We start from the raw sequence: 25,267 nt of genomic DNA on the forward strand, positions 1-25,267 counted from the left end.
TCCGGGGGATGAGCGGCTTGCCGCGAAGGGGGCTGGCCCCCTTTTTCGTCGCCAGACGACGCCACGTCAAATGCCATGTTGGCGCGGCTGAGAATATAGTTTAACGCTAAACCATTCGCCAAAAGGACCCAAAATTATGACCGATGCGCCAAACCTGCGCCAAGCTGCGCTTGATTATCACGCCTTTCCAAAACCCGGAAAGCTGGAAATCCGCGCGACCAAGCCTTTGGCCAATGGTCGTGATCTGGCCCGCGCGTATTCCCCCGGCGTCGCCGAGGCTTGTCTCGAGATTAAGTCGGATCCGTCCACTGCGGCGCTTTATACCACACGCGCCAATCTGGTCGGCGTGGTCACAAATGGCACCGCCGTTCTGGGCTTGGGCAACATCGGCGCGCTGGCCTCCAAACCGGTGATGGAGGGCAAAGCCGTCCTGTTCAAGAAATTCGCCAATATCGATTGCTTTGATATCGAGCTGAACGAAAACGATCCCGAAAAGCTGGCAGAACTGGTCTGCGCGCTAGAGCCCACCTTTGGGGCGATCAATCTAGAAGACATCAAGGCACCCGATTGCTTTACCGTCGAAAAAATCTGCCGAGAGCGGATGAATATTCCGGTTTTCCATGATGACCAGCACGGCACCGCCATTGTTGTGGGTGCCGCCGTCAAGAACGCGCTTTTCGTGGCCAAAAAGAAATTCGAAGACATCAAAATTGTCTCAACCGGTGGCGGGGCGGCGGGCATCGCCTGCCTGAACATGCTGCTGAAACTCGGCGTCAAACGCGAAAACGTCTGGCTGTGCGATATTCATGGTCTGGTCTACGAAGGCCGCGAGATCGACATGAACCCGATCAAAACCGAATACGCGCAAAAATCCGATCTGCGCAATTTGGAAGATGTCATTGACGGCGCAGACCTGTTCCTTGGTCTCTCCGGCCCCGGTGTTCTGACCCCTGAACTGGTGCAGAAAATGGCACCCAGACCGATTATTTTTGCCCTTGCGAACCCCACACCGGAAATCATGCCCGACCTTGTGCGCAGCGTGGCCCCGGATGCAATCATCGCAACGGGCCGGTCTGATTTTCCTAATCAGGTCAATAACGTGCTGTGTTTTCCGTTTATCTTTCGCGGGGCGCTGGATGTGGGGGCCACCACCATCAATGACGAGATGAAGATCGCCTGCATCGATGGTATTGCCGCCCTCGCCCGCGCCACCACCTCGGCCGAGGCTGCGGCCGCCTATCAAGGTGAACAACTGACCTTTGGGGCCGATTACCTGATCCCCAAACCCTTCGACCCGCGCCTCATTGGGGTGGTGTCCTCGGCTGTGGCCAAGGCCGCGATGGAAACCGGCGTGGCGACTCGCCCTATCAAGGATCTGGACGCCTACCGTCACAAGCTGGACAGTTCGGTGTTCAAGTCTGCCCTCCTGATGCGCCCGGTTTTCGAGGCAGCGCGTGCAGCCCCACGCCGCATCGTCTTTGCCGAGGGCGAGGACGAGCGCGTGTTGCGTGCCGCCCAAGCCATGGTCGAAGAAACCAGTGAACGCCCGATCCTGATCGGCCGCCCCGAGGTCATTGAGCGGCGCATCGAAAAGGCCGGCCTGACCATCAAGCTGGGCGAAACCGTCGATCTGGTGAACCCCGAAAACGATCCACGCTACCGCGACTATTGGGAAACCTATCACCACCTGATGGCGCGCCGTGGCGTGTCGCCCGATATTGCCCGAGCGATCATGCGCACCAACACCACCGCCATCGGCGCGGTCATGGTCTACCGCGAGGAAGCCGACAGTCTGATCTGTGGGACCTTTGGTGAATTCCGCTGGCACATGAACTATATCGAACAGGTGTTAGGCCGCGATGGCAGACGGCCACATGGCGCGCTGTCGCTGATGATCCTCGAAGACGGCCCGTTGTTTATCGCCGACACGCAGGTGCATCTGCACCCCACCCCCGAACAAATCGCCGAGATCGCGATTGGGGCTGCCCGCCACGTGCGACGTTTCGGGATCGAGCCGAAAATTGCGTTCTGTTCGCAAAGCCAGTTCGGCAACCAGGGCGAAGGCAGCGGCAAACGTCTGCGCGCCGCCATTCGCATGCTGGACGAAGGCAACCACGACTTCTGTTACGAGGGCGAGATGAACATCGACACCGCGCTTGATGCAGATCTGCGTAATCGTCTGCTGCCATCGAACCGGATGGAAGGGGCCGCGAATGTGTTGGTCTTTGCCCATGCTGATGCGGCATCGGGTGTGCGTAACATACTGAAAATAAAGGGGGGCGGCCTAGAGGTCGGGCCGATCCTGATGGGCATGGGCAACCGTGCGCACATCGTATCCTCGTCGATCACCGCGCGCGGCTTGCTAAACGTCGGCGCGATTGCGGGCACGCCAGTCACCGAATACGGTTAAACCTGAAACGACAAACGCCGCCCGGTTTGGGGCGGCGTGCATTCCATCAATCAGTCCGGTTTACTTTGCAGATTTACCACCCTTGGCTGCAAAAACCGGTTTGATATCAGCCATTGCTGCAACTGGCTGCTTGGCAGGCCGCGCGTCTGCTTTGGCCTTTTTCTTTTTGTTGGCGATCTTGTCACCCATTGTCCTAAACCTTTGATTAAAGACGAGAGGCCAGTGGGATACGGCCCCTGCGGATGATCCTACCAGCGCGCGCCGGCAATACTGATACAGATTCGACAAAGACGCCTGTTTTCGACATCAATTATCGTAATGCTTTGTAAATCCCTTCAACGTTCCCCTGTCAAAACCTGTAAACTTTCTTTCACAATGGCCGCCTAGCCTTGCCAAGAACCTTGCTCTGCCCTGCGACTGTGGCCTAACACAAGGACCAAGCGATCACGGGAGGGAGCCGCACATGGGGTATCAAGACACCTATAAAAACTGGCAGGATAATCCAGAGGCCTATTGGCTGGACCAAGCCAAAGCGATTGACTGGGATCAGCCCCCCACCCAAGCGATGTTCGACAAGGGCGACGGCCTGTATGAATGGTTCGCCGAGGCCAAGGTAAACGGCTGTTATAACGCGGTGGACCGCCATGTTGAAAACGGCCGCGCGGATCAGGTGGCGATCATTCACGACAGCCCCATCACCGGCACCCAAACCAAGATCACATTCGCCGAATTGCAAACCCGTGTGGCCTCTGTCGCCGGGGCGCTACAGGCCAATGGCGTGACCAAAGGCGACCGCGTCATCATCTATATGCCTATGGTCCCCGAGGCGTTGGAGGCGATGCTGGCCTGCGCCCGGATCGGCGCGGTGCATTCCGTTGTCTTTGGCGGTTTTGCCGCACATGAATTGGCCGTTCGGATCGATGACTGCACCCCCAAGGCGATCCTTGCCGCGTCCTGCGGGTTGGAGCCGAACCGTATCGTAAAATACAAACCCCTGCTGGACAGCGCGATTGAGCAGGCGGATCACAAGCCTGATTTTTGTATGATCCTGCAGCGCGACCAATCCCCCTGCGATATGATCGCAGGGCGCGATCTGGATTGGCACGCAGCCCAAGACGGCGTTACCCCCGCCAATTGTGTGCCCGTCGACGGCAACCACCCCGCCTATATCCTGTATACGTCCGGCACCACCGGCGCGCCCAAGGGCGTCGTGCGGCACACGGCTGGCCATCTGGTCGCGCTGAACTGGACGATGAAAAACATCTATAACGTCGATCCCGGCGATGTGTTCTGGGCCGCATCCGATGTGGGCTGGGTCGTGGGCCACAGCTATATCTGCTATGGTCCGTTGATCCACGGCAACACAACGATTGTGTTCGAGGGCAAGCCCGTCGGCACCCCCGATGCCGGCACCTTTTGGCGGATCATCGAAGAACATAACGTGCGCAGTTTCTTTACCGCGCCGACCGCCATTCGCGCCGTCAAACGCGAAGACCCGGACGGCTTGGAAATTGCCAAATACGATATCTCCAGCCTGCGCGGATTGTACTTGGCCGGCGAACGCGCCGACCCCGATACCGTTATCTGGGCGCAGGAAAAGCTGGGCCTGCCTGTTTATGACCACTGGTGGCAGACAGAGACCGGTTTCACCATCGCGGGCAACCCAGCAGGGCTCGAGGCGCTACCGGTCAAGGTAGGATCGCCCACCGTACCCATGCCCGGTTATGACGTGCAAATTCTGGACGAGGCCGGTCATGCGCAACCCGCAGGCACGCTGGGGTCCATCGCGATCAAACTGCCCCTGCCCCCCGGCACCTTACCCACGCTTTGGAATGCCGAAGACCGGTTTCGCAAAAGCTATCTGACCACCTATCCCGGATATTACGAAACCGGCGATGCAGGTATGATCGACGAAGACGGCTATCTGTATATCATGGCCCGCACCGATGACGTGATCAACGTCGCCGGGCACCGCCTGTCCACCGGCGCGATGGAGGAAGTCCTCGCCGCGCATCCGGACGTGGCGGAATGCGCCGTGATCGGTGTCAGCGACGCGCTAAAGGGCCAAGCCCCGATGGGTTTCGTCTGTCTGTCCAAAGGCGTGAACCGCCCGCATAGCGAGATCGCCGCCGAATGCGTTCAGATGGTGCGCGACCAGATCGGCCCGGTCGCCGCCTATAAACTGACGCTCGTCGTGGACCGCCTGCCCAAGACCCGATCCGGCAAAATCCTGCGCGCCACCATGGTCAAACTCGCCGATGGAGAGCCATTCAAACTGCCCGCCACCATCGACGACCCCGCCATTCTGGACGAGATCAAAGCGGCGCTTCAGACAATCGGCTACGCAAAGGAATGATGGACAGGGCAGAAAGGGCTGCCTTGCTCTTTGCACAAAGCGGTTAGGCGACCAAGCCTACCGCATGAGCCAGCCAAAAGCCTGCTGCAACGCATCTTTCCCGCCAGACGGTATCGGCGCACCATGCGCCATCACCAGACGCTCGGACGGCCATTCCAAAACGCGCCCAATGCCATCACGCGCCGCATCTTTGTCCGTTGTGGCCATACGATACTTGCGCGGAACCGACGGAATCGGGGCTGTCATCAGATCCAGACGCGCCACCACAGCGCGCCAGCCGCGATACCATCCTTGTGGAATCTGCTGCACAAGGTCCGTCACCAGCACCGTTGCCGACTCCCTATGGAAAAACACAACCTCGGTCGTGATCTTGTTTCCACGGACGACAACATGATCCACCGCGCCGGCCCAAGCTGCTTCGGGTTCGTCGCTGATCGTTGAATGAATTGCTGTTCCAGCAACCTCTTCCGTTAGGCCCGGCGCGGCATACACCCGCGCATCAGGATAAGCCGCTGCCCACTCCGCTATAAAACTATAATGCAGACTGTTGGGGGCCACCAAATGACGGACGGGACCAAGCGCATCGACGGCATCGCGAATATCTTGCGTCAAGGCGACCGGCGACCAAACCCACAGCCCGGCGTCCCCCGGCAGTTGGATGACAGCCATGCGCGTGGGAAACTTGAACCCTGCGGCACCCGTGACCGCCGGACCATTACATAGCCAAAGCTTTGAGCCAAAAGGTGTCACGATAAATCGGTCCCTTCCTAAGCATCTTCATCGCAAAGCTACACCGCGAGCGCCCAATTTTCCAATCCCCCGAGCCACCAGAAAACCGTTATTGCGATCTTAAGCGCATTGGATTACCAAAAACCCACCAGATCGCCGGGTTCACGGCGCTGGTTTCCAGAGAGCTTTCACGATGATACTTTTACGGCTTGCCGCCTTTGAACAGCAGTTGAAATGGACTGCGGTCGGCTTGGGCATTTTCAGCACAATCAGTCTGGTACAAGGGTGGCAATTGGCAGCGATGCTGTTCAGCCTGCCCTTTTGCCTGATTTGGGTTTACTGCGGTTGGTTGCGGACCGAACCACAGCTTAAATACCTCAACATGATGTTCTCGGCGCTTTATGTGTACGGCATCGCGCGGTATTTTTTGATCTAAACAATCACGACCCCGCGCATAAAAAAGGCGGCCCCAAGGACCGCCTTTCCACAATATTCAAATCGGCTTAGTTATGCTTTGCCAAAAAATTGTCGACTTGCTTTTCGGCTTCGTCTTTGGCCACGCCGTATTTGGCTTGGATTTTGCCAACCAACTGATCGCGTTCGCCAGCAGCTTCGGTCAAATCATCGTCGGTCAGGTCGCCCCATTCCTCTTTGATTTTGCCGGTCATCTGTTTCCAATTGCCTTTGACTGTATCCCAATTCATAGCGGTTCTCCATCATGTTTAGCGGCGTTTCCAGCACCATCAGGGTGCCTTTCGCGTCTCATTACACAAACGTCTGGTCGCTGATTTAGTTCCCGCGGAAAGCGCAACTTCAGGTGAATTGTTCGCTGATCAACCGCTCTTCCAACCCGTGGCCCGGGTCAAACAGGATACTGTGCGAAATCTTGGGGTCTGATCTAATCTCGACCGACACAACATGGCGGTGGGAAATGCCGTCGGCATCGGCCATCACAGGCCGTTTTTCGGGCTCAAGCACATCAAACCGCACCGTTGCCGTTTTCGGCAAGAGCGCGCCGCGCCACCGTCTGGGCCTGAAAGCCGCCACAGCAGTCAACGCCAGCACATCGGCCCCGATCGGCAAGATCGGCCCATGTGCTGAATAATTATACGCCGTCGACCCTGCTGGCGTCGCCAAAAGTGCGCCATCACACACCAGTTCTTCCATACGCACGCGCCCGTCCACGCTGATCCGCAGCTTCGCGGCCTGCGGTCCCTCGCGCAGCAACGCCACCTCGTTCAACGCCAGTCCCATAGACGTTGTGCCATCGGCGTGGGTCGCAACCATGACCAGCGGGTTAATCACGGCTTCCTCCGCCGCCTTCAAACGCTCGATCAGCGCGTCCTCGGTGTATTCGTTCATCAAAAACCCGATGGTGCCCCGGTTCATACCATAAACCGGCACTTTCAACGCCTGCGTGTCATGCAGGGTTTGCAACATGAAACCATCGCCGCCCAGCGCCACAATCACCTCGGCCTCGGCCGCGGGCACATTGCCATACCGCTTGCTCAGCGCGTGCAACGCAGTTTGGGCGACATCAGCGCGGCTGGCGGTAAAGGCGATTTTCATCGGTGCATGTTTCCAATCGAGGATATTCTGACGCGAAAGAACCACATTATCCACCGCTCTACCAGCTTTGCCGTTTATGTCGTCCCGTCCGACGGAATACGACCTTCACCCCGTCAACGGTTTGGGATAGACAACGCGCAACTCATACCCTTTCCAAAAGGAACACCAAATGTCCGGTTTCTTCACCAAATCCTTGTCGCAAGCAGACCCCGCCATTTTCGGCTCCATTTCAGACGAGCTGGGCCGCCAGCGCAGCGAGATCGAATTGATTGCCTCCGAAAACATCGTCTCTGCCGCCGTGATGGAGGCGCAAGGCTCTGTGATGACCAATAAATATGCCGAAGGTTATCCGGGCCGTCGCTATTACGGCGGGTGTGAATTTGTCGACGTGGCGGAAAATCTGGCCATCGACCGTGCCAAGGAATTGTTCGGCTGCGGTTTTGCCAACGTGCAACCAAACTCCGGATCTCAGGCGAACCAAGGCGTGTTTCAGGCCCTCTTGCAGCCGGGCGACACCATCCTCGGGATGAGCCTTGATGCAGGCGGCCACCTGACCCATGGTGCCAAGCCGAACCAATCGGGAAAATGGTTCAACGCCATTCAATACGGCGTGCGCAAACAGGACAATCTGCTCGACTATGACCAAGTCGAAGCACTTGCCAAAGAACACCAGCCCAAGATGATCATCGCCGGTGGCTCCGCTATCCCGCGCCAGATCGATTTCAAACGCATGCGCGAGATCGCCGATATGGTCGGCGCGTATCTGCACGTCGACATGGCCCATTTCGCAGGTCTGGTTGCGGCAGGCGAACACCCCTCGCCCTTCCCCCATGCCCATGTTGCGACCACAACCACCCATAAAACCCTGCGCGGCCCGCGCGGCGGCATGATCCTCACCAATGACGAGGCGCTGGCGAAAAAGTTCAACTCCGCTATCTTCCCAGGCATCCAAGGTGGCCCGCTGATGCATGTCATCGCCGCCAAGGCCGTCGCCTTTGGCGAAGCGCTGCAGCCCGAGTTTAAAACATACATCAAACAAGTCATCGCAAACGCCCAAGCGCTGAGCGATCAGTTGATCAAAGGCGGGCTTGATACCGTGACCCATGGCACTGACACCCATGTCGTGCTGGTCGATCTGCGCCCTAAAGGCGTGACAGGTAACATCGTGGACAAGGCTCTTGGCCGCGCCCACATCACCTGCAACAAAAACGGCGTGCCCTTCGATCCGGAAAAACCAACGATCACATCGGGCATTCGCCTCGGCTCCCCCGCCGCCACAACCCGTGGCTTCGGCGAGGCCGAGTTCCGCCAAGTCGCCGATTGGATTATCGAAGTCGTCGATGGCCTTGCTGCAAATGGTGCCGATGGCAACGCCGACGTCGAAGCCAAGGTAAAAGCCGAAGTCGAAGCGCTCTGCGTCCGCTTCCCCATTTACCCAAACCTCTAAACCTCTCTGGCCCCCTTCCATTTCCAAATGGATCTAAATCCCGGGGGGCCCGTCAGGGCGGGGGCAGCGCCCCCTCACCCTCACCAAAACAGCCCCGGCCGCATCAGCCGCCGGGGCACATATCATGCACCTTGCAATTCGCGCGATCTAACGTGATCCTCCGACACTCATTCCTATGACAAAGAGGGCCCCATGGATATCAAGCACACAGGCTCCCGCCCCTCCGAAGCAGGATCACCAGACTATTTCACCGGTACCGTGCGCCTTGATCCCGTCGTCTCCGCCCCCGACCCTGCCCGCATCCGCGCAGCCACAGTGACGTTTGAACCCGGCGCGCGCACCGCATGGCACACGCACCCCTTGGGTCAAACACTAGTGGTATTGTCAGGTGCCGGTCTGGCCCAATCCCATGGCGGGCCGATCAAATCCTTGCGGCCCGGCGATACCGTCTGGTTCGCGCCCGGCGAAAAACACTGGCACGGTGCCGCCCCGGACTGCGCAATGACCCATCTCGCCATCCAAGAAGCCTTGGACGGAAAAGCCGTAGACTGGCTAGAGCATGTCACTGACGCGCAATACGCCGGTCAAACGTAACCGCGCCACCAAAGAAAACCAACAAATGCCGCCGCCACGAACAATAGGCTAAACGCAACGCTCCCAACAACACCAAGGATGCGATCCTTACGGGCCTCGGCCACATTAATGCCGCGCAAATGCGTCATCACGTTGTCAAACGCAGCCCGCACCTCACGCCCGTCCAAACGCCGCGCCATCTTCGGGTTTTCCGCAAAAAATTCAGCCTCGGCCAAGGCGCTTGCCTGCGCATGGATGGCAACAGGCAAACGACGCCGCGCCTTGCGCAACGCATGCTCCAGATCACGCCCCCGCACACCCAGCTTCAATTCTAACTGGCGGCGCACCACATGCGTTTTCTTGCGAATGTCTTTTTGGCTCAGCATGCAATATTCTAAACACTCTGGTCTATCTGCCGCAATGGCCCTAAATCTCGCAGCATGCTTAACTTCTCAGAATATGGCACCACAACCGATGCCCCCGCCCTTTTGATTGTCCATGGCCTCTTCGGCTCTGGCCGGAATTGGGGCGTGATCGCCAAACGGCTGTCCGACACCCGCCGGGTGATCACCGTTGATATGCGCAACCACGGCGACAGCCCGCGCGCAGACACGCAGACCTATCCGGATATGGCCGCCGATCTGGCAGAGCTTATTCGCCACATCGGCGCACCGATGGATGTGTGCGGCCACTCGATGGGCGGCAAGGCGTCGATGGTTTTGACCCTACAACACCCAGAACTGGTGCGCCGCCTGATCGTCGCCGACATCGCCCCCGTCGCCTATGATCATAACCAACAGGGCTTTATCGACGCCATGCGCAGCGTTGATCTTTCCACGCTCACCCGCCGATCCGACGCCCAAGACCAGCTTGCCGCCGCCGGGGTCGAACCCGCATTGCAAAGCTTTTTCACCCAATCGCTGGACGTGGCCAACAAGGCATGGAAACTGAACCTTGATGTGCTCGAGGCCGAGATGCCCCAAATCGTCGGATGGCCTGACAACGTCACTGGCCCCTTCAACGGCCCGACCTTCTTTTTGTCAGGCGCGGCGTCGCATTACGTACAGGCCGAATACCGCCCCCTGATCAAATCCCTATTCCCCAATGCCCATTTCGCAAAAATCCCGAACGCAGGCCACTGGCTGCACGCCGAAAACCCCCGCGCGTTCGAGGCCTCAGTACGCACCTTCTTGGATCACAGCTAAACTCAAACATGCCCGCTGCCGCCCGGCCAAACGCCCCTCCTTCTCTGGCTCTTAAATATCCCGGGGTTTGGGGCAGCGCCCCAATCCACCATTCCCAAAACCAAAACCCGACCAGATAGCAGCCATCCCCCCTTGCACCTCTCCCCCCAAAGCCTATAACGCGGAGAATTTGCAAATATCCGGGGGCCTGAACCATGCCAAAAAGAACCGACATCAAATCGATTATGATCATTGGTGCGGGGCCCATCGTGATTGGTCAGGCCTGCGAATTCGACTACTCCGGCGCTCAGGCCTGTAAGGCCCTGAAAGAGGAAGGCTACCGCGTCATCCTCGTCAACTCCAACCCCGCCACCATCATGACCGACCCCGGGCTGGCGGACGCCACGTATATCGAACCGATCACCCCTGAAATTGTCGCAAAGATCATCGAAAAAGAACGCCCCGATGCGCTGCTGCCAACCATGGGTGGCCAGACCGGGCTGAACACGTCCCTTGCTCTCGAAGAGATGGGTGTGCTGGAAAAATACGGCGTCGAGATGATCGGGGCCAAGCGCGAAGCCATTGAAATGGCAGAAGATCGCCAGCTGTTCCGCGAAGCGATGGATCGCCTGGGTATCGAAAACCCCAAGGCCACCATCGTCACCGCGCCTAAGAATGCTGCGGGTAAAAAAGACCTCGCCGCGGGTGTGGCCATCGCGCTCGAAGCACTTGAATATGTCGGTCTGCCCGCGATCATCCGCCCCGCCTTTACCATGGGCGGCACGGGCGGCGGTGTGGCCTATAACCGCGACGATTATGAATTCTTCTGCCGCTCGGGCATGGACGCGTCGCCGATGGGTCAAATCCTGATCGACGAAAGCCTGCTGGGCTGGAAAGAGTTCGAGATGGAGGTCGTGCGCGACACCGCCGACAACGCCATCATCGTCTGCTCCATCGAAAACGTCGATCCGATGGGCGTACACACAGGCGATTCGATCACCGTCGCCCCCGCGTTGACGTTGACGGACAAAGAATACCAGATCATGCGCAACCACTCGATCGCCGTCCTGCGCGAGATTGGCGTGGAAACCGGCGGATCGAACGTGCAATGGGCCGTGAACCCGGCAGATGGCCGCATGGTCGTGATCGAAATGAACCCGCGCGTGTCGCGTTCCTCCGCACTGGCATCCAAGGCGACCGGTTTCCCTATTGCCAAAATCGCGGCCAAGCTGGCCGTTGGCTTTACGCTGGACGAGCTTGATAACGACATCACCGGCGTCACCCCAGCGAGCTTTGAGCCGACAATCGACTATGTCGTCACCAAGATCCCGAAATTCGCGTTTGAGAAATTCCCTGGCTCCGAACCCTATCTGACCACCGCGATGAAATCCGTGGGCGAGGCGATGGCGATTGGCCGGACCATCCACGAATCCCTGCAAAAAGCACTGGCCTCGATGGAATCCGGCCTGACCGGTTTTGACGAAATCGACATTCCCGGTGCCCCCGAGCAGGCCGCCCTTATCAAAGCGATCAGCAAGCAAACCCCCGACCGCATGCGCACCATCGCCCAAGCGATGCGCCACGGCATGTCCGACGTCGATATCCACGGTGTGACCATGTTCGACCCGTGGTTCCTTGCCCGTATCCGCGAGATCGTCGAGGCCGAAGAAACCGTGCGCGACAACGGTCTGCCGCTGACAGAGACCGGCATGCGCCAGCTCAAGATGATGGGCTTTACCGATGCGCGCCTTGCGACACTGACAGGCCGCGACGAAGACAACGTGCGCCGCGCCCGCCTGAACCTTGGCGTCAAGGCCGTGTTCAAACGCATCGACACCTGCGCCGCCGAGTTCGAGGCGCAAACGCCCTATATGTATTCCACCTATGAATCCCCCGCCTTTGACGAAGTCGAATGCGAGGCGCGCCCGTCCGACCGCAAAAAGGTCGTGATCCTGGGTGGTGGCCCGAACCGCATCGGCCAAGGCATCGAGTTCGACTATTGCTGCTGTCACGCCTGCTATGCGCTGACCGACGCGGGTTACGAGACCATCATGGTCAACTGTAACCCCGAAACCGTGTCGACAGACTATGACACATCGGACCGCTTGTATTTCGAGCCGCTGACCTTTGAACACGTCATGGAAATCATGCGCGTCGAGCAGGAAAACGGCACGCTGCACGGTGTCATCGTGCAATTCGGCGGCCAAACCCCGCTGAAAATCGCGCAAGCCTTGCAAGATGCTGGCATCCCGATCCTTGGCACCACGCCCGACATGATCGACCTTGCCGAAGACCGTGAACGCTTTGCAGATCTGGTCAAAAAGCTTGGCCTGAAACAGCCCCACAACGGCATCGCCCATTCCGACGCCGAGGCGCTGGAAATCGCCGCCGACATCGGCTTCCCGCTGGTGATCCGCCCCTCTTATGTCTTGGGTGGTCGTGCGATGGAGATTGTCCGCGATCAGGCCAGCCTTGAGCGTTATATTCGCGAGGCGGTTGTCGTTTCGGGCAAAAGCCCCGTGCTGCTCGACAACTACCTGTCCGGCGCGGTCGAGCTGGACGTTGACGCGCTGTGTGACGGCAAAAACGTCCACGTCGCGGGCATCATGCAACACATCGAAGAGGCGGGCGTTCACTCCGGTGACAGCGCCTGTTCGCTGCCACCCTATTCCTTGTCCCGCGAGATCATCACAGAGGTCGAAAAACAGACCAAGGCGCTGGCGCTTGCGCTGAATGTCGTTGGCCTGATGAACATCCAGTTCGCGATCAAAGACGGCGAGATTTACCTGATCGAGGTCAACCCGCGCGCCTCGCGCACCGTGCCCTTCGTGGCCAAAGCAACGGACAGCGCTATCGCATCCATCGCCGCACGGATCATGGCGGGCGAACCGCTGTCGAACTTCCCGCTGCGCGCGCCCTATAACGCCGACGCCGCCTATGACGACGTGCTGCCGCTGGGCGACCCGATGACGCTGGCCGACCCGAACATGCCGTGGTTCTCCGTGAAAGAGGCGGTTCTGCCCTTCGCCCGCTTCCCCGGTGTCGACACGCTGCTGGGGCCGGAAATGCGTTCGACCGGTGAAGTCATGGGCTGGGATCGCGACTTTCCCCGCGCCTTCCTCAAGGCGCAAATGGGTGCCGGCAACCCGCTGCCCCGCAACGGCTGCGCCTTCCTGTCGATCAAGGACATGGACAAAACCGACGACATGCTAAGCGCCGCGCGCATCCTGCTAGAGCAAGACTTTACCATTGTCGCCACCCGTGGCACCGCAGATTGGCTGACATCCCACGATATAGCGTGCCAGATCGTCAACAAAGTCTACGAAGGCCGCCCCGACATCACCGACATGATGAAGGACGAAGCGATCCATCTGGTGATGAACACCACCGAAGGCGCGCAAGCGGTCGAAGACAGCAAATCCATCCGCTCCATCGCGCTGTACGACAAGATCCCGTACTTCACGACCGCCGCGGGTTCTTACGCGGCCGCACTGGCGATCAAAGCACAGGCCGAGGACGAGATTGGCGTGAAAAGCTTGCAGGGTTAATCCAAGGGGCATCACCTGCCCGCGAGAAGGCGATGCAACCGTTGATTTGACCACTTTATGCCCGCTGCCGTGATGTGTGTTATCCAAGGCGTGCCCAGCCGTGATAAATCGCCTACCCGTGGGGCGGGCAGGCGATGGCCCGGTGCCTGCGGCTTGATTCCGGGCGAAAGCATAGCGATACTAAAAGTAGTAGAAACCTAAAAGGTTAAACAGGTGTCGAAAGATATTTCCCCAGAACATTCTAAGAGTGCCGTCAATCGCGCCGGAAAGAGACTATCTGAGGCGGCAGAGAGCTCCGAAGACTTAAGCATTATTGAGAACTGGAGGGCTGCACACAATCACGTATTAAACACCTTCCAAGCCAACTTACGTCGCCGTGCAAAATTGATTTCGGCTCGAACACCGGTTCAAAGAATAAAACGCCTTGATACCATTCAAAACAAGCTGGTTCGATTTGAAACTATGCAGCTTTCCCGCATGCATGACATAGTTGGATGCCGTATCGTGTTTGATAGCCTTGACCAGCTCCAGAATTTTCGACGTGAGTTTAACCGGTCACGCTTTTCACATAAAAGAAGAGTTAAAACTAACGGCAATGAAGTATTAGATGCATACAATTATATCGATCATCCAAAAACCTCCGGATATCGAGGCGTGCACGACGTGTTTGAATACAGAGCTAAGCAAGGTGGTTCACTTAAGGGGGCTGGCGGAGAAAAATGGAATGGCCTCAACATTGAAATTCAGTACCGAACTACTGTTCAACATGCGTGGGCAACCGCAGTAGAAATATGCGACAAATTCACTGATAATCACGGTAAATTTTCAAATGCTCCGGAAGAGTATCTAAGATATTTTGTTTTAGCGAGTGAGTTGCTGAGAAGGCGTTATGAGCCACATACGTGCCGACAGCTTGAAGATACGAACCAAGAACTAGTATCAGAGTTTATGAAGCTTGAAGAAAAGCACGGAATGTTAAAGACGCTAAAGGGCGTCAAACCCTCCGACGAAGAGTTTACATCTAGCCGCAATTCCATTTTGATATTTAACGAAATTCGCGATGAGGTAACCGTTAAATCGTATCCAGATTTCAGAACCGCGGTTGCTGAGTACTTCAGACTTGAACGCGAGAAAGATGACAATACAGATGTTGTACTTGTTGCAGCAGATGACGCCGAAAGCGTGCGGTTTGGTTTCAAAAACTACTTCTCAGACGCCCGCGAATTTGTTGAATTAACAGAAACCGCTTGCAGCGACCTATTCAATCAAAAGTTCAACTCATAACAACTGGCTAAAGAAAAACGAAAACTCCTATGTTTCGAACTTCTTACCTCCGCATGCAAAAACTGAACCAGCGATAGTATCACCCCTGCCGCCGCCTCAACTCCGCTACCCGCTCCACTTCCTCTGGCCGTTGCGCCTCTCTCTTCACAAAGATCACCGTGCGGCGTGTCAGAGACACCGCGTCAATCTGATCAGGGCTTAAACGACAGTGCAATCAAGCCCCCGACATGACAACCGTTTATCACGAATACGGGCGCAAAGCGGGGCGCTTCAGCTTGACCTTACTGCTTGTTTTGGGCTTTATCGGTGGTCTGCAAGAAAGGGTTCATCATGTACACACCAGCCATCACCGGTAGCGGGATTTTCACGCCGGATCAGGTTATCACCAACGCCGAGCTGGTTGTCGCCTTTAACGCCTATGCCGATCTTTATAACGTCGAACATGCGGACGAGATCGCAGCGGGCACCCTTGCGGCCAAGGATCATTCCTCGGAAGAGTTTATATTTAAGGCGTCGGGCATTGAGCAACGTTATGTCATGGACAAAACCGGTATTCTGGACCCAAAGGTGATGCACCCGCTGCTGCGCCAACGGTCGGATGATGAACCCGGGATAATGGCCGAAATGGCGCTGGACGCCGCGCAAAAGGCATTGGCTGATGCGGGCAAGACGGCGGCGGATGTAGATGCGGTGATTTGCGCCGCGTCTAACCTGGAACGCGCCTATCCTGCGGTGGCGATTGAAATACAGGACCTGTTGGAAATCAACGGCTTTGCCTTTGACATGAACGTCGCCTGTTCATCGGCCACCTTTGGCATTCAGGCCGCAGCCGACATGATACGGTCCGGATCGATCCGGTCGGCGCTGGTCGTGAACCCCGAGATTTGTTCCGCGCATTTGGAATGGCGCGACCGTGATTGCCATTTCATCTTTGGTGACGTTGCCACGGCCGTTTTGATTGAACGGGCAGAGGATGCCACCGGCCCCTATTTCGAGATTAAATCGACACGCTGTGCCACGCAGTTCTCGAACAACATCCGCAACAACAACGGCTTCCTGCGCCGGTCGCGCCCCGATGGTGTTGCGGACCGTCGCGACATGCAATTCATGCAAAACGGGCGCAAAGTGTTCAAGGAAGTGCTGCCCATGGTCGCCGATCACATCGCTGGCCACATGGCCGACGACGGGGTTGAAGCCGCTGATCTGAAACGGCTTTGGCTGCATCAGGCAAACAAATCGATGAATGATTTCATCGGGCGCAAAGTGCTTGGCCGCGCACCAGAGGCAGGCGAACAGCCCAACATTCTGCAAGACTATGCAAACACATCATCCGCCGGATCCATCATCGCGTTTTCCAAATATTCCAGCGATTTGGCCGAAGGTGATGTCGGGCTGATCTGTTCATTTGGTGCGGGATATTCCGTCGGCTCTGTACTGGTTGAACGCCACGGGTAAGCGCAGGCGTATATCTACGGTTTTTGTGACCGCAAGTCACCAACGCGCCAATTCGCCACCCCCATCTTGAACGCCCGCCCCGACTGCCTGTAAAGGGACCCATGGCAAAGCTTTATTTTCACTACTCGACCATGAACGCAGGCAAATCCACTGTGCTGCTGCAAGCCGCCCATAACTATGTGGAGCGCGGCATGGTCCCGTATTTGCTCACGGCGCAATTTGACAATCGTGCGGGCAACGGGCGTATCGCGTCACGCATCGGCATCGGCCAAGAGGCTGATACATTCGGCACCGACGAAGACCTGTTTGAAAAGATCAAGAACCGTCTGGAGGCAGGCCCCTGCGCCTGCATCTTTATCGACGAGGCGCAATTTCTGGGCGAAGAACAAGTTTGGCAATTGGCCCGCGCCGTCGATGATTTAGGCGTGCCGATCATGTGCTACGGGTTGCGGGTCGATTTTCGGGGGTTGTTGTTCCCCGGTTCTGCCACGTTGCTCGCGCTCGCGGATGAAATGCGCGAAGTGCGCACCATCTGCCATTGCGGCAAGAAAGCCACGATGGTGGTACGTCAGGATGCACAGGGACAAGCCATCAAAGAGGGCGCGCAGGTGCAGATTGGCGGGAACGAGACTTATGTCTCGCTCTGCCGTCGCCACTGGCGCGCGGCCGTCGGGCGCTAAACTGCGTTCGGGGGCGTTTGCCCTGCGACACCGGCCTTTAGATTATCGACCGCCATCATCCACATATTCAACCGCACCTCGTGGGACGCTGTGCCCAAATGCGGCAACAGAACCACGTTGTCCAAGGCGCGCAACGCGTCTGGAACCGCCGGTTCGAATTCGTAAACGTCCAAACCCGCACCGCCGATGGACCCTGCCTGCAAAGCATCAATCAGCGCGTTTTCATCGACGATGTTGCCGCGGGCGATATTGATCAGCAGGCCATGAGGTTGCATCGCTGCCAGCACATCGGCGTTGATCAGGTGGTGCGTCTCATCGCCCCCCGGAACGGCAATCACGACCACATCAACGGCGGCAACCAACGCCTTTAGGTCGCTGATATGTTCGGCGTCATAGGCAAGGTCCTTGGCGCTGCGGCTAAAATACTTCACCGGCATCGAAAACCCAAAATGGCAACGCTGCGCCACCGCTTGGCCGATCCGGCCCATGCCAACGATACCAACGGTCTTGCCCGTCAAATGCATCCCCAACAGCTGCGATGGATGCCACCCCGTCCACGCGCCGGACCGCACCAGCCGTTCGCCTTCGCCGGCGCGGCGCGCTGTCATCAGCATCAGAGTCATGGCGATATCTGCGGTGGCATCCGTCACGGCACCGGGTGTGTTGGACACTTGGATGCCGCTGGCTTTGGCGGCCGCCGCATCGATGTGGTTATACCCAACGCCAAAATTTGCGAGGATCTTGCAGCGCGGGTTTTCTTCCTGCGCGAACAGCTCGGCGGAAAACATGTCCCCCAATGTCGGCAAAACACCATCATACTCACGTAGCGCCGCGCGCATTTCATCAGCCAACATCGGCGTGTCGATATCGCGGTATGTCACGTTAAAATCAGCAAGCGCTGCACGCACTTCGTCGGGGGCCGGGCGGGCAATCAAGAGTTTGGTCAATGCATCCGTCCTCCGTTTGGGACGGGCTGCGCGGGCCGCGTCAGCACAACTGCCCCGTTCTCATCAGGCAGTCCCAACACCAACACCTCGGACATGAACGGCCCGATCTGGCGTGGTGGAAAATTCACGACCCCCATGACTTGGGTGCCGACCAGACCGTCGGGCGTATAGTGGACCGTGATCTGCGCAGATGTCTTACGCTCGCCAATCTCCGGCCCGAAATCGATCCACATCTTGATGGCGGGTTTACGCGCCTCGGGGAAAGGTTCGGCACGTGTTACCGTACCAACCCGGATATCAACGGCCATAAAGTCGTCAAAGCTGATCTCAGTCACGTGACAGCTCCCTCGACCGATCAGCAGCAGCAGCGACAGCGCGCTTTAGCAGGGCCGGAAAACCGTTTGCTTCATCCATCAATACTTCGAGCGCGGCCTGTGTGGTGCCATTTGGGCTGGTCACGTTTTTGCGCAATTGCGTGGGGTCTTCGTCCGCCGCTTTGGCCAAGGCCCCTGCCCCCGCCACAGTCGCGGTTGCCAGTTGCAACGCCAGTTCAGGGCTTAGCCCTTGGGCCACACCGCCAGCCGCCATGGTTTCGATCATGTGGAACACATAGGCCGGTCCAGAGCCGCTGACGCCAGTGACCGCATCAATCTGCGCCTCTTCGTCCAATCGAACCACATCGCCCACGGCGCTTAGCAGTTCCTCGGCCTCGTCCATCCCCTTGGCCCCGACATGATCATTGCCAACAATGGCGGTGATACCTTGGCTGATGGCGGCGGGCGTGTTGGGCATGGCGCGCACGATCGGCGTTTGCGCCCCCAAGGTTTTTTCAAAAGTTGCGATTGTGGTACCGGCGGCGACGCTGACGAACACGGTCTTACCGTTGCCCATCGCCTGCAGCGTCGGCAAGGCATCGCCCATCATCTGCGGTTTCACAGCGACCAGAACGACGGCCGGTGCGGCAGGCAGATCGACGTTCAGTTGAACGCCCTGATCTTTCAGCCAGTCAGATGGATATGGGTCGATGACCCAAACCGATGATTTCGGCAAACCACGTGCCAGCCAACCGGCCAGCATCGCCGAACCCATCTTGCCGCAGCCCAGCAGAACCAAGCCGTCTTTAGCAATACGTGTATCTTTCATCGCGATAGCCCCCAATTTTTACATTTGGGGGCAACACTTACGCGTGGCCGTAGGCCTCTGCAATGGCAACCTCAAGCGCTTGCTTGGGCGTTTGGTTGCCCCAAAGCACAAGTTGAACAGCAGGATAGTAACGTTCCGCACTTAGAACAGCCGCACCAATCATCGTGTCGATCTGTTCGGCAGACGCCTCTTGCCCGCCTGTCAGCACCAGACCATAGCGATAGATCATCGTCTTTTGTTCGGACCAATAGGTAAACGCACCCGCCCAGCATTGATCGTTCATATCGTTCAACAGATGATACAGCTCGGGCAGTTTTTCGGCTGGTGGGTCCATTTCGAACGAACAGATCAACCGCAGTGTTTCGTCATAGGCGGACCATGCAAGCGTGATCGAATAGGTCCGCCACTGGCCCTCGACAGCCATTGCGATTTGTTCATCGGATATTCTGTCAAAATCCCAGTCGTTGAAAGCAGCCAGATTTTCGACGATGTCGATGGGATGGATTTCGTCGTCAAGGTATTGCTCGCTTAGGGCCATGTTACCACCTCGTATCTTCTTGGGTATATCAGCACCAATGGCACCTCTATACTTGGGTGAGTTCACTATAGGGTGGGGAATATTTCCGCACCCTATACAAGATATGGTGCGCATATGATGCCGGTCTGGCAAGTCTTTTTCTGGGGATAGATGCAAAAGCTGGGGGATAACCGCAGTTATTTGTGGATAACGTCACAAAAATTTCATGGTTAACAAAGGTTTGCGCGCCGATGTGGGGCAGATACGCCGCGAAACCGCCCTGCCCACAAAATAATCAAAGCACCCGAACGCAAATCCGGATGCCTTTTGCTGAATTCAAACGGAACTCAAAGCGGCGATTAGCCTTTGGCGTCCATCGCGTCCAGACGTGCCTTGAGCGCCTCGTTCTCTTCACGGGCTTTCTGGGCCATCGCGCGCACCGCATCGAATTCATCGCGGGTTACGAAATCCCGGTCGGCCAACCAACGGTCCATCATACCTTTCATGGCGGTTTCCGCCTCGGTTTTGGCCCCTTGTGCGACGCCCATAGCATTGGTCATCATCTGCGAAATATCGTCAAAAATCTTGTTGCGGGTTTGCATTTTGGTCTCTCCTGATCAGCGGTTACTCTCTATATGGTGTTCAATTCGTGTTCTCGCAAGGTTGACTTCGCCGCACGGGCAGGCTCAATCGCCTCCATGAACGCAATGATCGACTTCCCGAATATATCGCCCGAGATTTTCTCGATTTCATTATTTGGCATGACCTTTGCCCTGCGTTGGTATGCGCTTGCGTATATTGCAGGCATCCTGATCGGGTGGCGCATCGTGGTGCGTACCGTCAACCACCCCGAATATTGGAAAGACGCGACCCCGGTCATGACCAAAGAACGGGTCGAAGACTTGTTGTTCTGGGTCATCTTGGGCGTGATCTTGGGCGGGCGGTTTGGCTATGTGCTATTTTATCAGCCTGCCTATTATCTGCAAAATCCGTTCCAGATCCTGCGGATTTGGGAGGGCGGGATGTCCTTCCACGGGGGCGCAATTGGCGTGCTTGTTGCGTTGTTCGTCTTCACCAGCCGCCACGGCCTGAATAAAATTTCAACTGGCGATATGGTGGCCCTTGGCCTCGCACCGGGGTTGTTTTTGGGCCGCTTGGCCAATTTCATCAATGCAGAGCTTTGGGGACGCCCGACCGATCTGCCATGGGGCGTGGCATTCCCAACCGTTGCCGCACAAGACTGTCCCGATGTACTTGGCATCTGCGCCCGCCACCCCTCGCAACTCTACGAGGCTCTGCTCGAGGGGCTGATCCTCGGCACGTTACTATTGTACATGGCATGGCGGCGCGGTGCGTTGAAATCCCCCGGCCTGATCGGTGGCACGTTTCTGGCCGGATATGGCATTGCGCGGTTCATGGTCGAATTTGTCCGCCAGCCGGATGCGCAGTTCATCACCCCCGGTAATCCGCTGGGTCTTGCGTGGGAGGTCGGCGGCTATGGTCTGACCATGGGGCAAATCCTGTGTCTGCCAATGATTGCGGTCGGGGCATTTTTCATTCTGCGGGCCAGACGCGCCGCATGAGCGACCTGCTGGACCATATAAAAGCCCAGATACACGCCAATGGCCCCATGCGTGTCGACGAATATATGGCGACCTGCCTGCTGCATCCGACCCATGGCTATTACACCACACGCGACCCGTTCGGCGTTCAGGGCGATTTCACCACCGCCCCTGAAATCAGCCAGATGTTTGGCGAAATGATCGGCCTGTGCCTTGCCCAGACATGGCTTTCCCAAGGGGCGCCGACGCGGTTCACCTTGGCCGAACTGGGCCCCGGACGCGGCACATTGATGTCAGACATCTTGCGCGCGACCCGGAATGTGCCCGGCTTTGTTGATGCGGCCCAGATTACGCTGGTCGAAGCGTCGCCCAAGCTGCGCGACATCCAAGCCGCCACATTGGCGGGGTACAAGGTTGGCTGGGCCGACACCGCAGATGCTCTGCCCGATCAACCGCTTTACTTGGTCGCGAACGAATTCTTTGACGCGCTGCCCATCCGTCAATTCATCCGCAGCGGCGATGGCTGGCGCGAACGGCAAATCGGTGTGACAGACGGTGCGCTCAGCTTTGGGCTGGGGCCAGTGATGCCGCAGCCCGCCCTTGCCCAACGCCTTGACGATACTGCCGAGGGCGACCTGATTGAAGATTGCGCACAAATTGCGCCAATCATGCACGCACTCTCGACCCGTATTGCCACGCATGATGGGGCGGCCATTATTATAGACTATGGTGATTGGCGCAGTTTGGGCGATACGTTCCAAGCGCTACACGCCCATGAAAAGACCAACCCGCTGACGGCCCCCGGCACCAGTGATCTGACCGCGCATGTCGACTTTGAACAATTGGCCGCAGCCGCATCCCCCGCCCTGCATACCCGCGTGACCCCGCAGGGTGTTTTCCTTGAAAGGCTTGGCATCACGCAGCGTGCGCAAGATTTAGCCAAGACGATGGACGGCCCCACGCTTGAGGCGCATATTGCCGCACATCGGCGCTTGACGCACCCGGCTGAAATGGGAAACCTGTTCAAGGTAATCGGGGTGTATCCACCGACACAGATACCGCCACCGGGATTGGAACCATGACACTTGAAATTCTAACATCCGATTGTCTGGGTGACCTGCGACACGGCTTTTTCACGCGCCGCGGCGGGGCGTCTTCTGGCGTCTTTACCGGGTTGAACTGCGGCTATGGCAGTTCGGACCAGCGCGAGATCGTGCAGATCAACCGGGGCCGGGTAGCGGATGCCATGGGCGTGCCGGAAACCCATTTGGTCGGTGTGCATCAGATCCATTCAGCAACGGCGATCACCGTCGATGGGCCGCTTGATGAAAAGCCGCAGGCCGATGCTTTGGTCACTGCCACCCCGGGGATTGCGCTTTCGGTTTTGACGGCCGACTGCCAACCGGTTTTGTTTGCCGACCGTGACGCAGGCGTGATCGGGGCCGCCCATGCCGGATGGCGCGGGGCTCTGGATGGGGTTCTGGCGGCCACCGTCGAAGCGATGGAGGCTTTGGGCGCGCAGCGCGACAACATTAGCGCCGTCATCGGCCCCTGCATCAGCCAACGGGCCTACGAAGTCGGGCCCGAGTTTATCGAGGATTTCCTTGCAGAAGATCCAGACTATGCCCGATATTTCGCCAATGGTGCAGATGATCGCATGCAATTTGATCTGCCTGGCTTTGGCTTGAACCGATTGCGCGCTGCAGGCGTGGGCCATGCGGAATGGACGCGCCACTGTACCTATGGTGATCCCGACCGATTCTATTCCTACCGCCGCACGACTCACTCAAAAGAAGCTGACTATGGTCGTTTGATCGCGGCAATCACCCTCTGAGCAGGGATAATTTGACGAAAATGCGGCGGATATCTGCCATGGTTTTGCCAGATACCCCATCAGTTGCCCATCCCCCTGCCCTCGACGGTCCGCAGCCCGGCGACCGCAGGCGACGAAATCACCCACAAAACATAGCGATCAATGCGATTGGGGCGAAATCGTCACAAATCTAACTGCGGGCGTTTCAATTACAGAAAAAGAACTTTTTTCACGCCCTATCCCTGCCCAAAAGCCTTTGCATATTGGTCCCAACGAACAGACGCCACCAATCGAAGGGGATACGATCATGAAGACGAACACACGCTTTATCAAATCCGTAGTTGCTGCCGCAGCCAAAGAAACAACGCAAATGCCTTGGGCACGCGGTGCACGTCGGGCAGCCTTTATTGCATCACGCAATGCACCCCAACCTGTGCGCAAGACAGCATAAGTTAATACACCCGCTAAGGCGCTAAACCACCCACGCCGCGCAAGGCGCGTTCGGATCAAGGTTTGGCGCATCGGCTGAAAAGCCATCTGTACTTCGACGCCAATGCATTGCGCCCCGCGCAATTGCCTTGGGGTCGAATGCAAGAGCCAGCACCCTTTCATGCATATTTCTTATCGTGCGAACCCGCGCGGGCCTAACCCATGCGATGCCTAAATCGAAAGTGACACAATGATACAGAACGCGACATCCCCCTCAATCGTATCTAAACGAATTTCGCTCTCTAATGACATCAGCGCACGAGGCTATTATACCTCTTACCTAACACGAGGGCCGAAAATGCAGATAAAACAGCCTTGCCGAAGCTACGAAATCGTTGCCAAGCGCGCCGATGGAACTGTGTTTATCGGTCAAGATCAGGCACCTGCCCTTCCGGTTTTTGAGAACGCGTTCGCTGCTTTTGCCCATGGGTCCCCTGTCCTCACGACCGACGGCGACATTCCCGTCGAAGACCTGCACCCCGGTGACATGATCATGAAGAGCGATGGCACTGCGGCACCCCTGCTGTGGATCGGGTCCAGTTCATTCGTACCGGCAGATACAGGTCAGCGCACGCCCTTGGTGCGGGTCATGGCTGACAGCCTTGGGGCCGGACGTCCTGCGGGTTTTTTAACCTTTGGTCCAGCTGCACGGATTTTGCACACGCCATTAGACATGCGCGGCGACGGCACCCAGACTGAAGTGCTTACGTCGGTGCGCGATCTGGTTGATGGTGTGAATGTGATCGAGATTACGCCGCCGACGCCCGTTCGCCTGTACCATCTTTGCCTTGAGGATCATGCGACCATTACAGTGGGCGGCCTGCACGTTGAGACATTCCACCCTGGCATGGATTTTCTGCGCGAGGTCCCAATACGTCACCGCGACCAGTTTTTGGGAATGTTTCCACATATCAGAAGCGAAGTTGACTTTGGCGCGCTGTGCCATCCGCGTGCGCCGGCCAGATCAGACATGGCACTGTCCGCTTAAGGGGTTAACCTCTTTAAGGACTAGTGCTTAACCTATCTTCCAACACGTCAAAGGGCACGCCGGGTTCATCCTTGGCAGGCCGTATCACAAGGCTGGTTTTGACGCTGGCAACATTTGGTGTGGTCAGCAATTGCCCCGTGAGAAAGCTTTGAAAGCTCGACAAATCGGGTGCCACGCATTTCAGGATGAAATCCACCTCACCGTTCAGCATGTGACATTCCCGGACCAGCGGCCAACCGCGGCATTTTTCCTCGAAAGTGGTCAGGTCTGATTCGGCTTGGCTGGCAAGTCCGACCATCGCGAACACCTGCACTTCAAAACCCAGATCACGCGCATTTACGTCGGCATGATACCCACGAATATAGCCGCTTTCCTCAAGTGTGCGCACACGCCGCAAACAGGGGGGCGCAGATATGCCAACACGTTTCGCAAGCTCAACGTTGGTCATGCGACCATCTGCCTGCAATTCGGCTAAAATTTTCCGGTCGATCGGATCAAGCCGCGTACCCGCCATAAAACCCCCAGTTTATTTCCGATTGTTATAACACCCACGCAGTAAGGCGCAATATTCTT

Annotated in this window: 26 protein-coding genes; 15 read left to right on the top strand and 11 right to left on the bottom strand. The window is 57.4% G+C overall.

What is annotated here, in order from left to right; all coding sequences use genetic code 11:
- Positions 1-136: 136 nt before the first annotated feature.
- Positions 137-2,410, top strand: coding sequence for an NADP-dependent malic enzyme (locus WNY39_RS06535; protein ID WP_342844820.1), 2,274 nt, complete (start codon positions 137-139; stop codon positions 2,408-2,410).
- Between the two features lie 60 nt (positions 2,411-2,470).
- Here the strand turns inward: WNY39_RS06535 and WNY39_RS06540 are convergent, their stop codons facing one another.
- Entirely contained in the window at positions 2,471-2,599 is a 129-nt protein-coding gene (locus WNY39_RS06540) for a malic enzyme (RefSeq protein WP_341233990.1), read from the bottom strand.
- 274 nt (positions 2,600-2,873) lie between these two features.
- Here WNY39_RS06540 and WNY39_RS06545 point away from each other — a divergent pair, with 274 nt between their 5' ends.
- On the top strand, positions 2,874-4,766 hold the full coding sequence (locus WNY39_RS06545) for a propionyl-CoA synthetase (protein ID WP_342844821.1): 1,893 nt from the start codon (positions 2,874-2,876) through the stop codon (positions 4,764-4,766).
- Positions 4,767-4,823: 57 nt separating this feature from the next.
- On the opposite strand, the gene WNY39_RS06550 is transcribed toward WNY39_RS06545, so the two are convergent.
- The gene (locus tag WNY39_RS06550; RefSeq protein ID WP_342844822.1) at positions 4,824-5,516 is read right to left on the bottom strand and encodes a DUF4336 domain-containing protein; all 693 of its coding nucleotides are present in this window, start codon (positions 5,514-5,516) and stop codon (positions 4,824-4,826) included.
- Positions 5,517-5,688: 172 nt separating this feature from the next.
- Here WNY39_RS06550 and WNY39_RS06555 point away from each other — a divergent pair, with 172 nt between their 5' ends.
- Positions 5,689-5,931: a peptidase gene (locus tag WNY39_RS06555; protein WP_341233987.1), complete on the top strand. Its 243-nt coding sequence runs from the start codon at positions 5,689-5,691 to the stop codon at positions 5,929-5,931.
- A gap of 67 nt (positions 5,932-5,998) precedes the next feature.
- Here the strand turns inward: WNY39_RS06555 and WNY39_RS06560 are convergent, their stop codons facing one another.
- Both WNY39_RS06560 and WNY39_RS06565 read right to left on the bottom strand, forming a co-directional pair.
- Entirely contained in the window at positions 5,999-6,199 is a 201-nt protein-coding gene (locus WNY39_RS06560) for a CsbD family protein (protein ID WP_341233986.1), read from the bottom strand.
- A 109-nt stretch (positions 6,200-6,308) separates the two neighbouring features.
- A complete protein-coding gene (locus WNY39_RS06565) occupies positions 6,309-7,064 on the bottom strand; it encodes an NAD kinase (RefSeq protein ID WP_342844957.1) in 756 nt (251 codons plus the stop codon).
- A 169-nt stretch (positions 7,065-7,233) separates the two neighbouring features.
- Here WNY39_RS06565 and glyA point away from each other — a divergent pair, with 169 nt between their 5' ends.
- Together glyA and WNY39_RS06575 are read left to right on the top strand one after the other, a co-directional pair.
- Positions 7,234-8,511, top strand: a complete 1,278-nt coding sequence (glyA, locus tag WNY39_RS06570) for a serine hydroxymethyltransferase (protein WP_342844823.1) — start codon at positions 7,234-7,236, stop codon at positions 8,509-8,511.
- 192 nt (positions 8,512-8,703) lie between these two features.
- The gene (locus tag WNY39_RS06575; RefSeq protein WP_342844824.1) at positions 8,704-9,105 is read left to right on the top strand and encodes a cupin domain-containing protein; all 402 of its coding nucleotides are present in this window, start codon (positions 8,704-8,706) and stop codon (positions 9,103-9,105) included.
- Here the strand turns inward: WNY39_RS06575 and WNY39_RS06580 are convergent.
- The gene (locus tag WNY39_RS06580; protein WP_342844825.1) at positions 9,096-9,470 is read right to left on the bottom strand and encodes a hypothetical protein; all 375 of its coding nucleotides are present in this window, start codon (positions 9,468-9,470) and stop codon (positions 9,096-9,098) included. The genes WNY39_RS06575 and WNY39_RS06580 overlap by 10 nt on opposite strands.
- Before the next feature lie 54 nt (positions 9,471-9,524).
- On the opposite strand from WNY39_RS06580, the gene WNY39_RS06585 reads away from it, so the two are divergent.
- The 5 genes from WNY39_RS06585 (at position 9,525) to WNY39_RS06605 (ending at position 17,235) form a co-directional block, all read left to right on the top strand.
- Positions 9,525-10,289, top strand: a complete 765-nt coding sequence (locus tag WNY39_RS06585) for an alpha/beta fold hydrolase (RefSeq protein ID WP_342844826.1) — start codon at positions 9,525-9,527, stop codon at positions 10,287-10,289.
- Positions 10,290-10,483: 194 nt separating this feature from the next.
- Positions 10,484-13,816 (top strand): carbamoyl-phosphate synthase large subunit, encoded by a 3,333-nt coding sequence (gene carB / locus WNY39_RS06590; protein ID WP_342844827.1) that lies wholly within the window; start codon positions 10,484-10,486, stop codon positions 13,814-13,816.
- Between the two features lie 213 nt (positions 13,817-14,029).
- A complete protein-coding gene (locus tag WNY39_RS06595; protein WP_342844828.1) occupies positions 14,030-15,100 on the top strand; it encodes a RelA/SpoT domain-containing protein in 1,071 nt (356 codons plus the stop codon).
- A gap of 330 nt (positions 15,101-15,430) precedes the next feature.
- Complete coding sequence (locus tag WNY39_RS06600; RefSeq protein WP_342844829.1) at positions 15,431-16,555, top strand: beta-ketoacyl-ACP synthase III; 1,125 nt, start codon at positions 15,431-15,433, stop codon at positions 16,553-16,555.
- Between the two features lie 101 nt (positions 16,556-16,656).
- Positions 16,657-17,235, top strand: a complete 579-nt coding sequence (locus tag WNY39_RS06605) for a thymidine kinase (RefSeq protein WP_342844830.1) — start codon at positions 16,657-16,659, stop codon at positions 17,233-17,235.
- Here the strand turns inward: WNY39_RS06605 and WNY39_RS06610 are convergent.
- From WNY39_RS06610 to WNY39_RS06630, 5 genes are all read right to left on the bottom strand, one after another.
- Positions 17,232-18,182, bottom strand: coding sequence for a D-glycerate dehydrogenase (locus tag WNY39_RS06610; protein ID WP_342844831.1), 951 nt, complete (start codon positions 18,180-18,182; stop codon positions 17,232-17,234). The two genes, WNY39_RS06605 and WNY39_RS06610, sit on opposite strands and share 4 nt — an antisense overlap.
- Positions 18,179-18,517 carry a tRNA-binding protein gene (locus tag WNY39_RS06615; RefSeq protein ID WP_342844832.1) on the bottom strand — a complete coding sequence of 113 codons (339 nt, stop codon included), beginning with the start codon at positions 18,515-18,517 and terminating at the stop codon, positions 18,179-18,181. Before WNY39_RS06615 ends, WNY39_RS06610 begins: the two co-directional genes overlap by 4 nt.
- On the bottom strand, positions 18,510-19,325 hold the full coding sequence (gene proC, locus WNY39_RS06620) for a pyrroline-5-carboxylate reductase (protein WP_342844833.1): 816 nt from the start codon (positions 19,323-19,325) through the stop codon (positions 18,510-18,512). The genes WNY39_RS06615 and proC overlap by 8 nt, the downstream gene beginning before the upstream one ends.
- Positions 19,326-19,362: 37 nt before the next feature.
- Positions 19,363-19,863, bottom strand: coding sequence for a YbjN domain-containing protein (locus WNY39_RS06625; protein ID WP_341233975.1), 501 nt, complete (start codon positions 19,861-19,863; stop codon positions 19,363-19,365).
- Between the two features lie 338 nt (positions 19,864-20,201).
- A complete protein-coding gene (locus WNY39_RS06630) occupies positions 20,202-20,444 on the bottom strand; it encodes an accessory factor UbiK family protein (protein WP_342844834.1) in 243 nt (80 codons plus the stop codon).
- A 96-nt stretch (positions 20,445-20,540) separates the two neighbouring features.
- Between WNY39_RS06630 and lgt the strand changes: the two genes are divergently transcribed.
- The 5 genes from lgt to WNY39_RS06655 all read left to right on the top strand — a co-directional run bounded on the left by lgt (position 20,541) and on the right by WNY39_RS06655 (position 24,694).
- Positions 20,541-21,425: a prolipoprotein diacylglyceryl transferase gene (gene lgt, locus WNY39_RS06635; RefSeq protein ID WP_342844835.1), complete on the top strand. Its 885-nt coding sequence runs from the start codon at positions 20,541-20,543 to the stop codon at positions 21,423-21,425.
- Entirely contained in the window at positions 21,422-22,486 is a 1,065-nt protein-coding gene (locus WNY39_RS06640) for an SAM-dependent methyltransferase (RefSeq protein WP_342844836.1), read from the top strand. The genes lgt and WNY39_RS06640 overlap by 4 nt, the downstream gene beginning before the upstream one ends.
- On the top strand, positions 22,483-23,238 hold the full coding sequence (pgeF, locus tag WNY39_RS06645; RefSeq protein WP_342844837.1) for a peptidoglycan editing factor PgeF: 756 nt from the start codon (positions 22,483-22,485) through the stop codon (positions 23,236-23,238). Before WNY39_RS06640 ends, pgeF begins: the two co-directional genes overlap by 4 nt.
- A gap of 286 nt (positions 23,239-23,524) precedes the next feature.
- Positions 23,525-23,668: a hypothetical protein gene (locus WNY39_RS06650; RefSeq protein WP_342844838.1), complete on the top strand. Its 144-nt coding sequence runs from the start codon at positions 23,525-23,527 to the stop codon at positions 23,666-23,668.
- Positions 23,669-24,004: 336 nt separating this feature from the next.
- The gene (locus WNY39_RS06655) at positions 24,005-24,694 is read left to right on the top strand and encodes a Hint domain-containing protein (RefSeq protein WP_342844839.1); all 690 of its coding nucleotides are present in this window, start codon (positions 24,005-24,007) and stop codon (positions 24,692-24,694) included.
- 13 nt (positions 24,695-24,707) lie between these two features.
- On the opposite strand, the gene WNY39_RS06660 is transcribed toward WNY39_RS06655, so the two are convergent.
- Positions 24,708-25,208, bottom strand: a complete 501-nt coding sequence (locus tag WNY39_RS06660) for an Lrp/AsnC family transcriptional regulator (RefSeq protein WP_341233970.1) — start codon at positions 25,206-25,208, stop codon at positions 24,708-24,710.
- Positions 25,209-25,267 lie beyond the last annotated feature (59 nt).

The organism is Sulfitobacter sp. AS59 (assembly GCF_038899995.1).
Classification (GTDB): domain Bacteria; phylum Pseudomonadota; class Alphaproteobacteria; order Rhodobacterales; family Rhodobacteraceae; genus Sulfitobacter.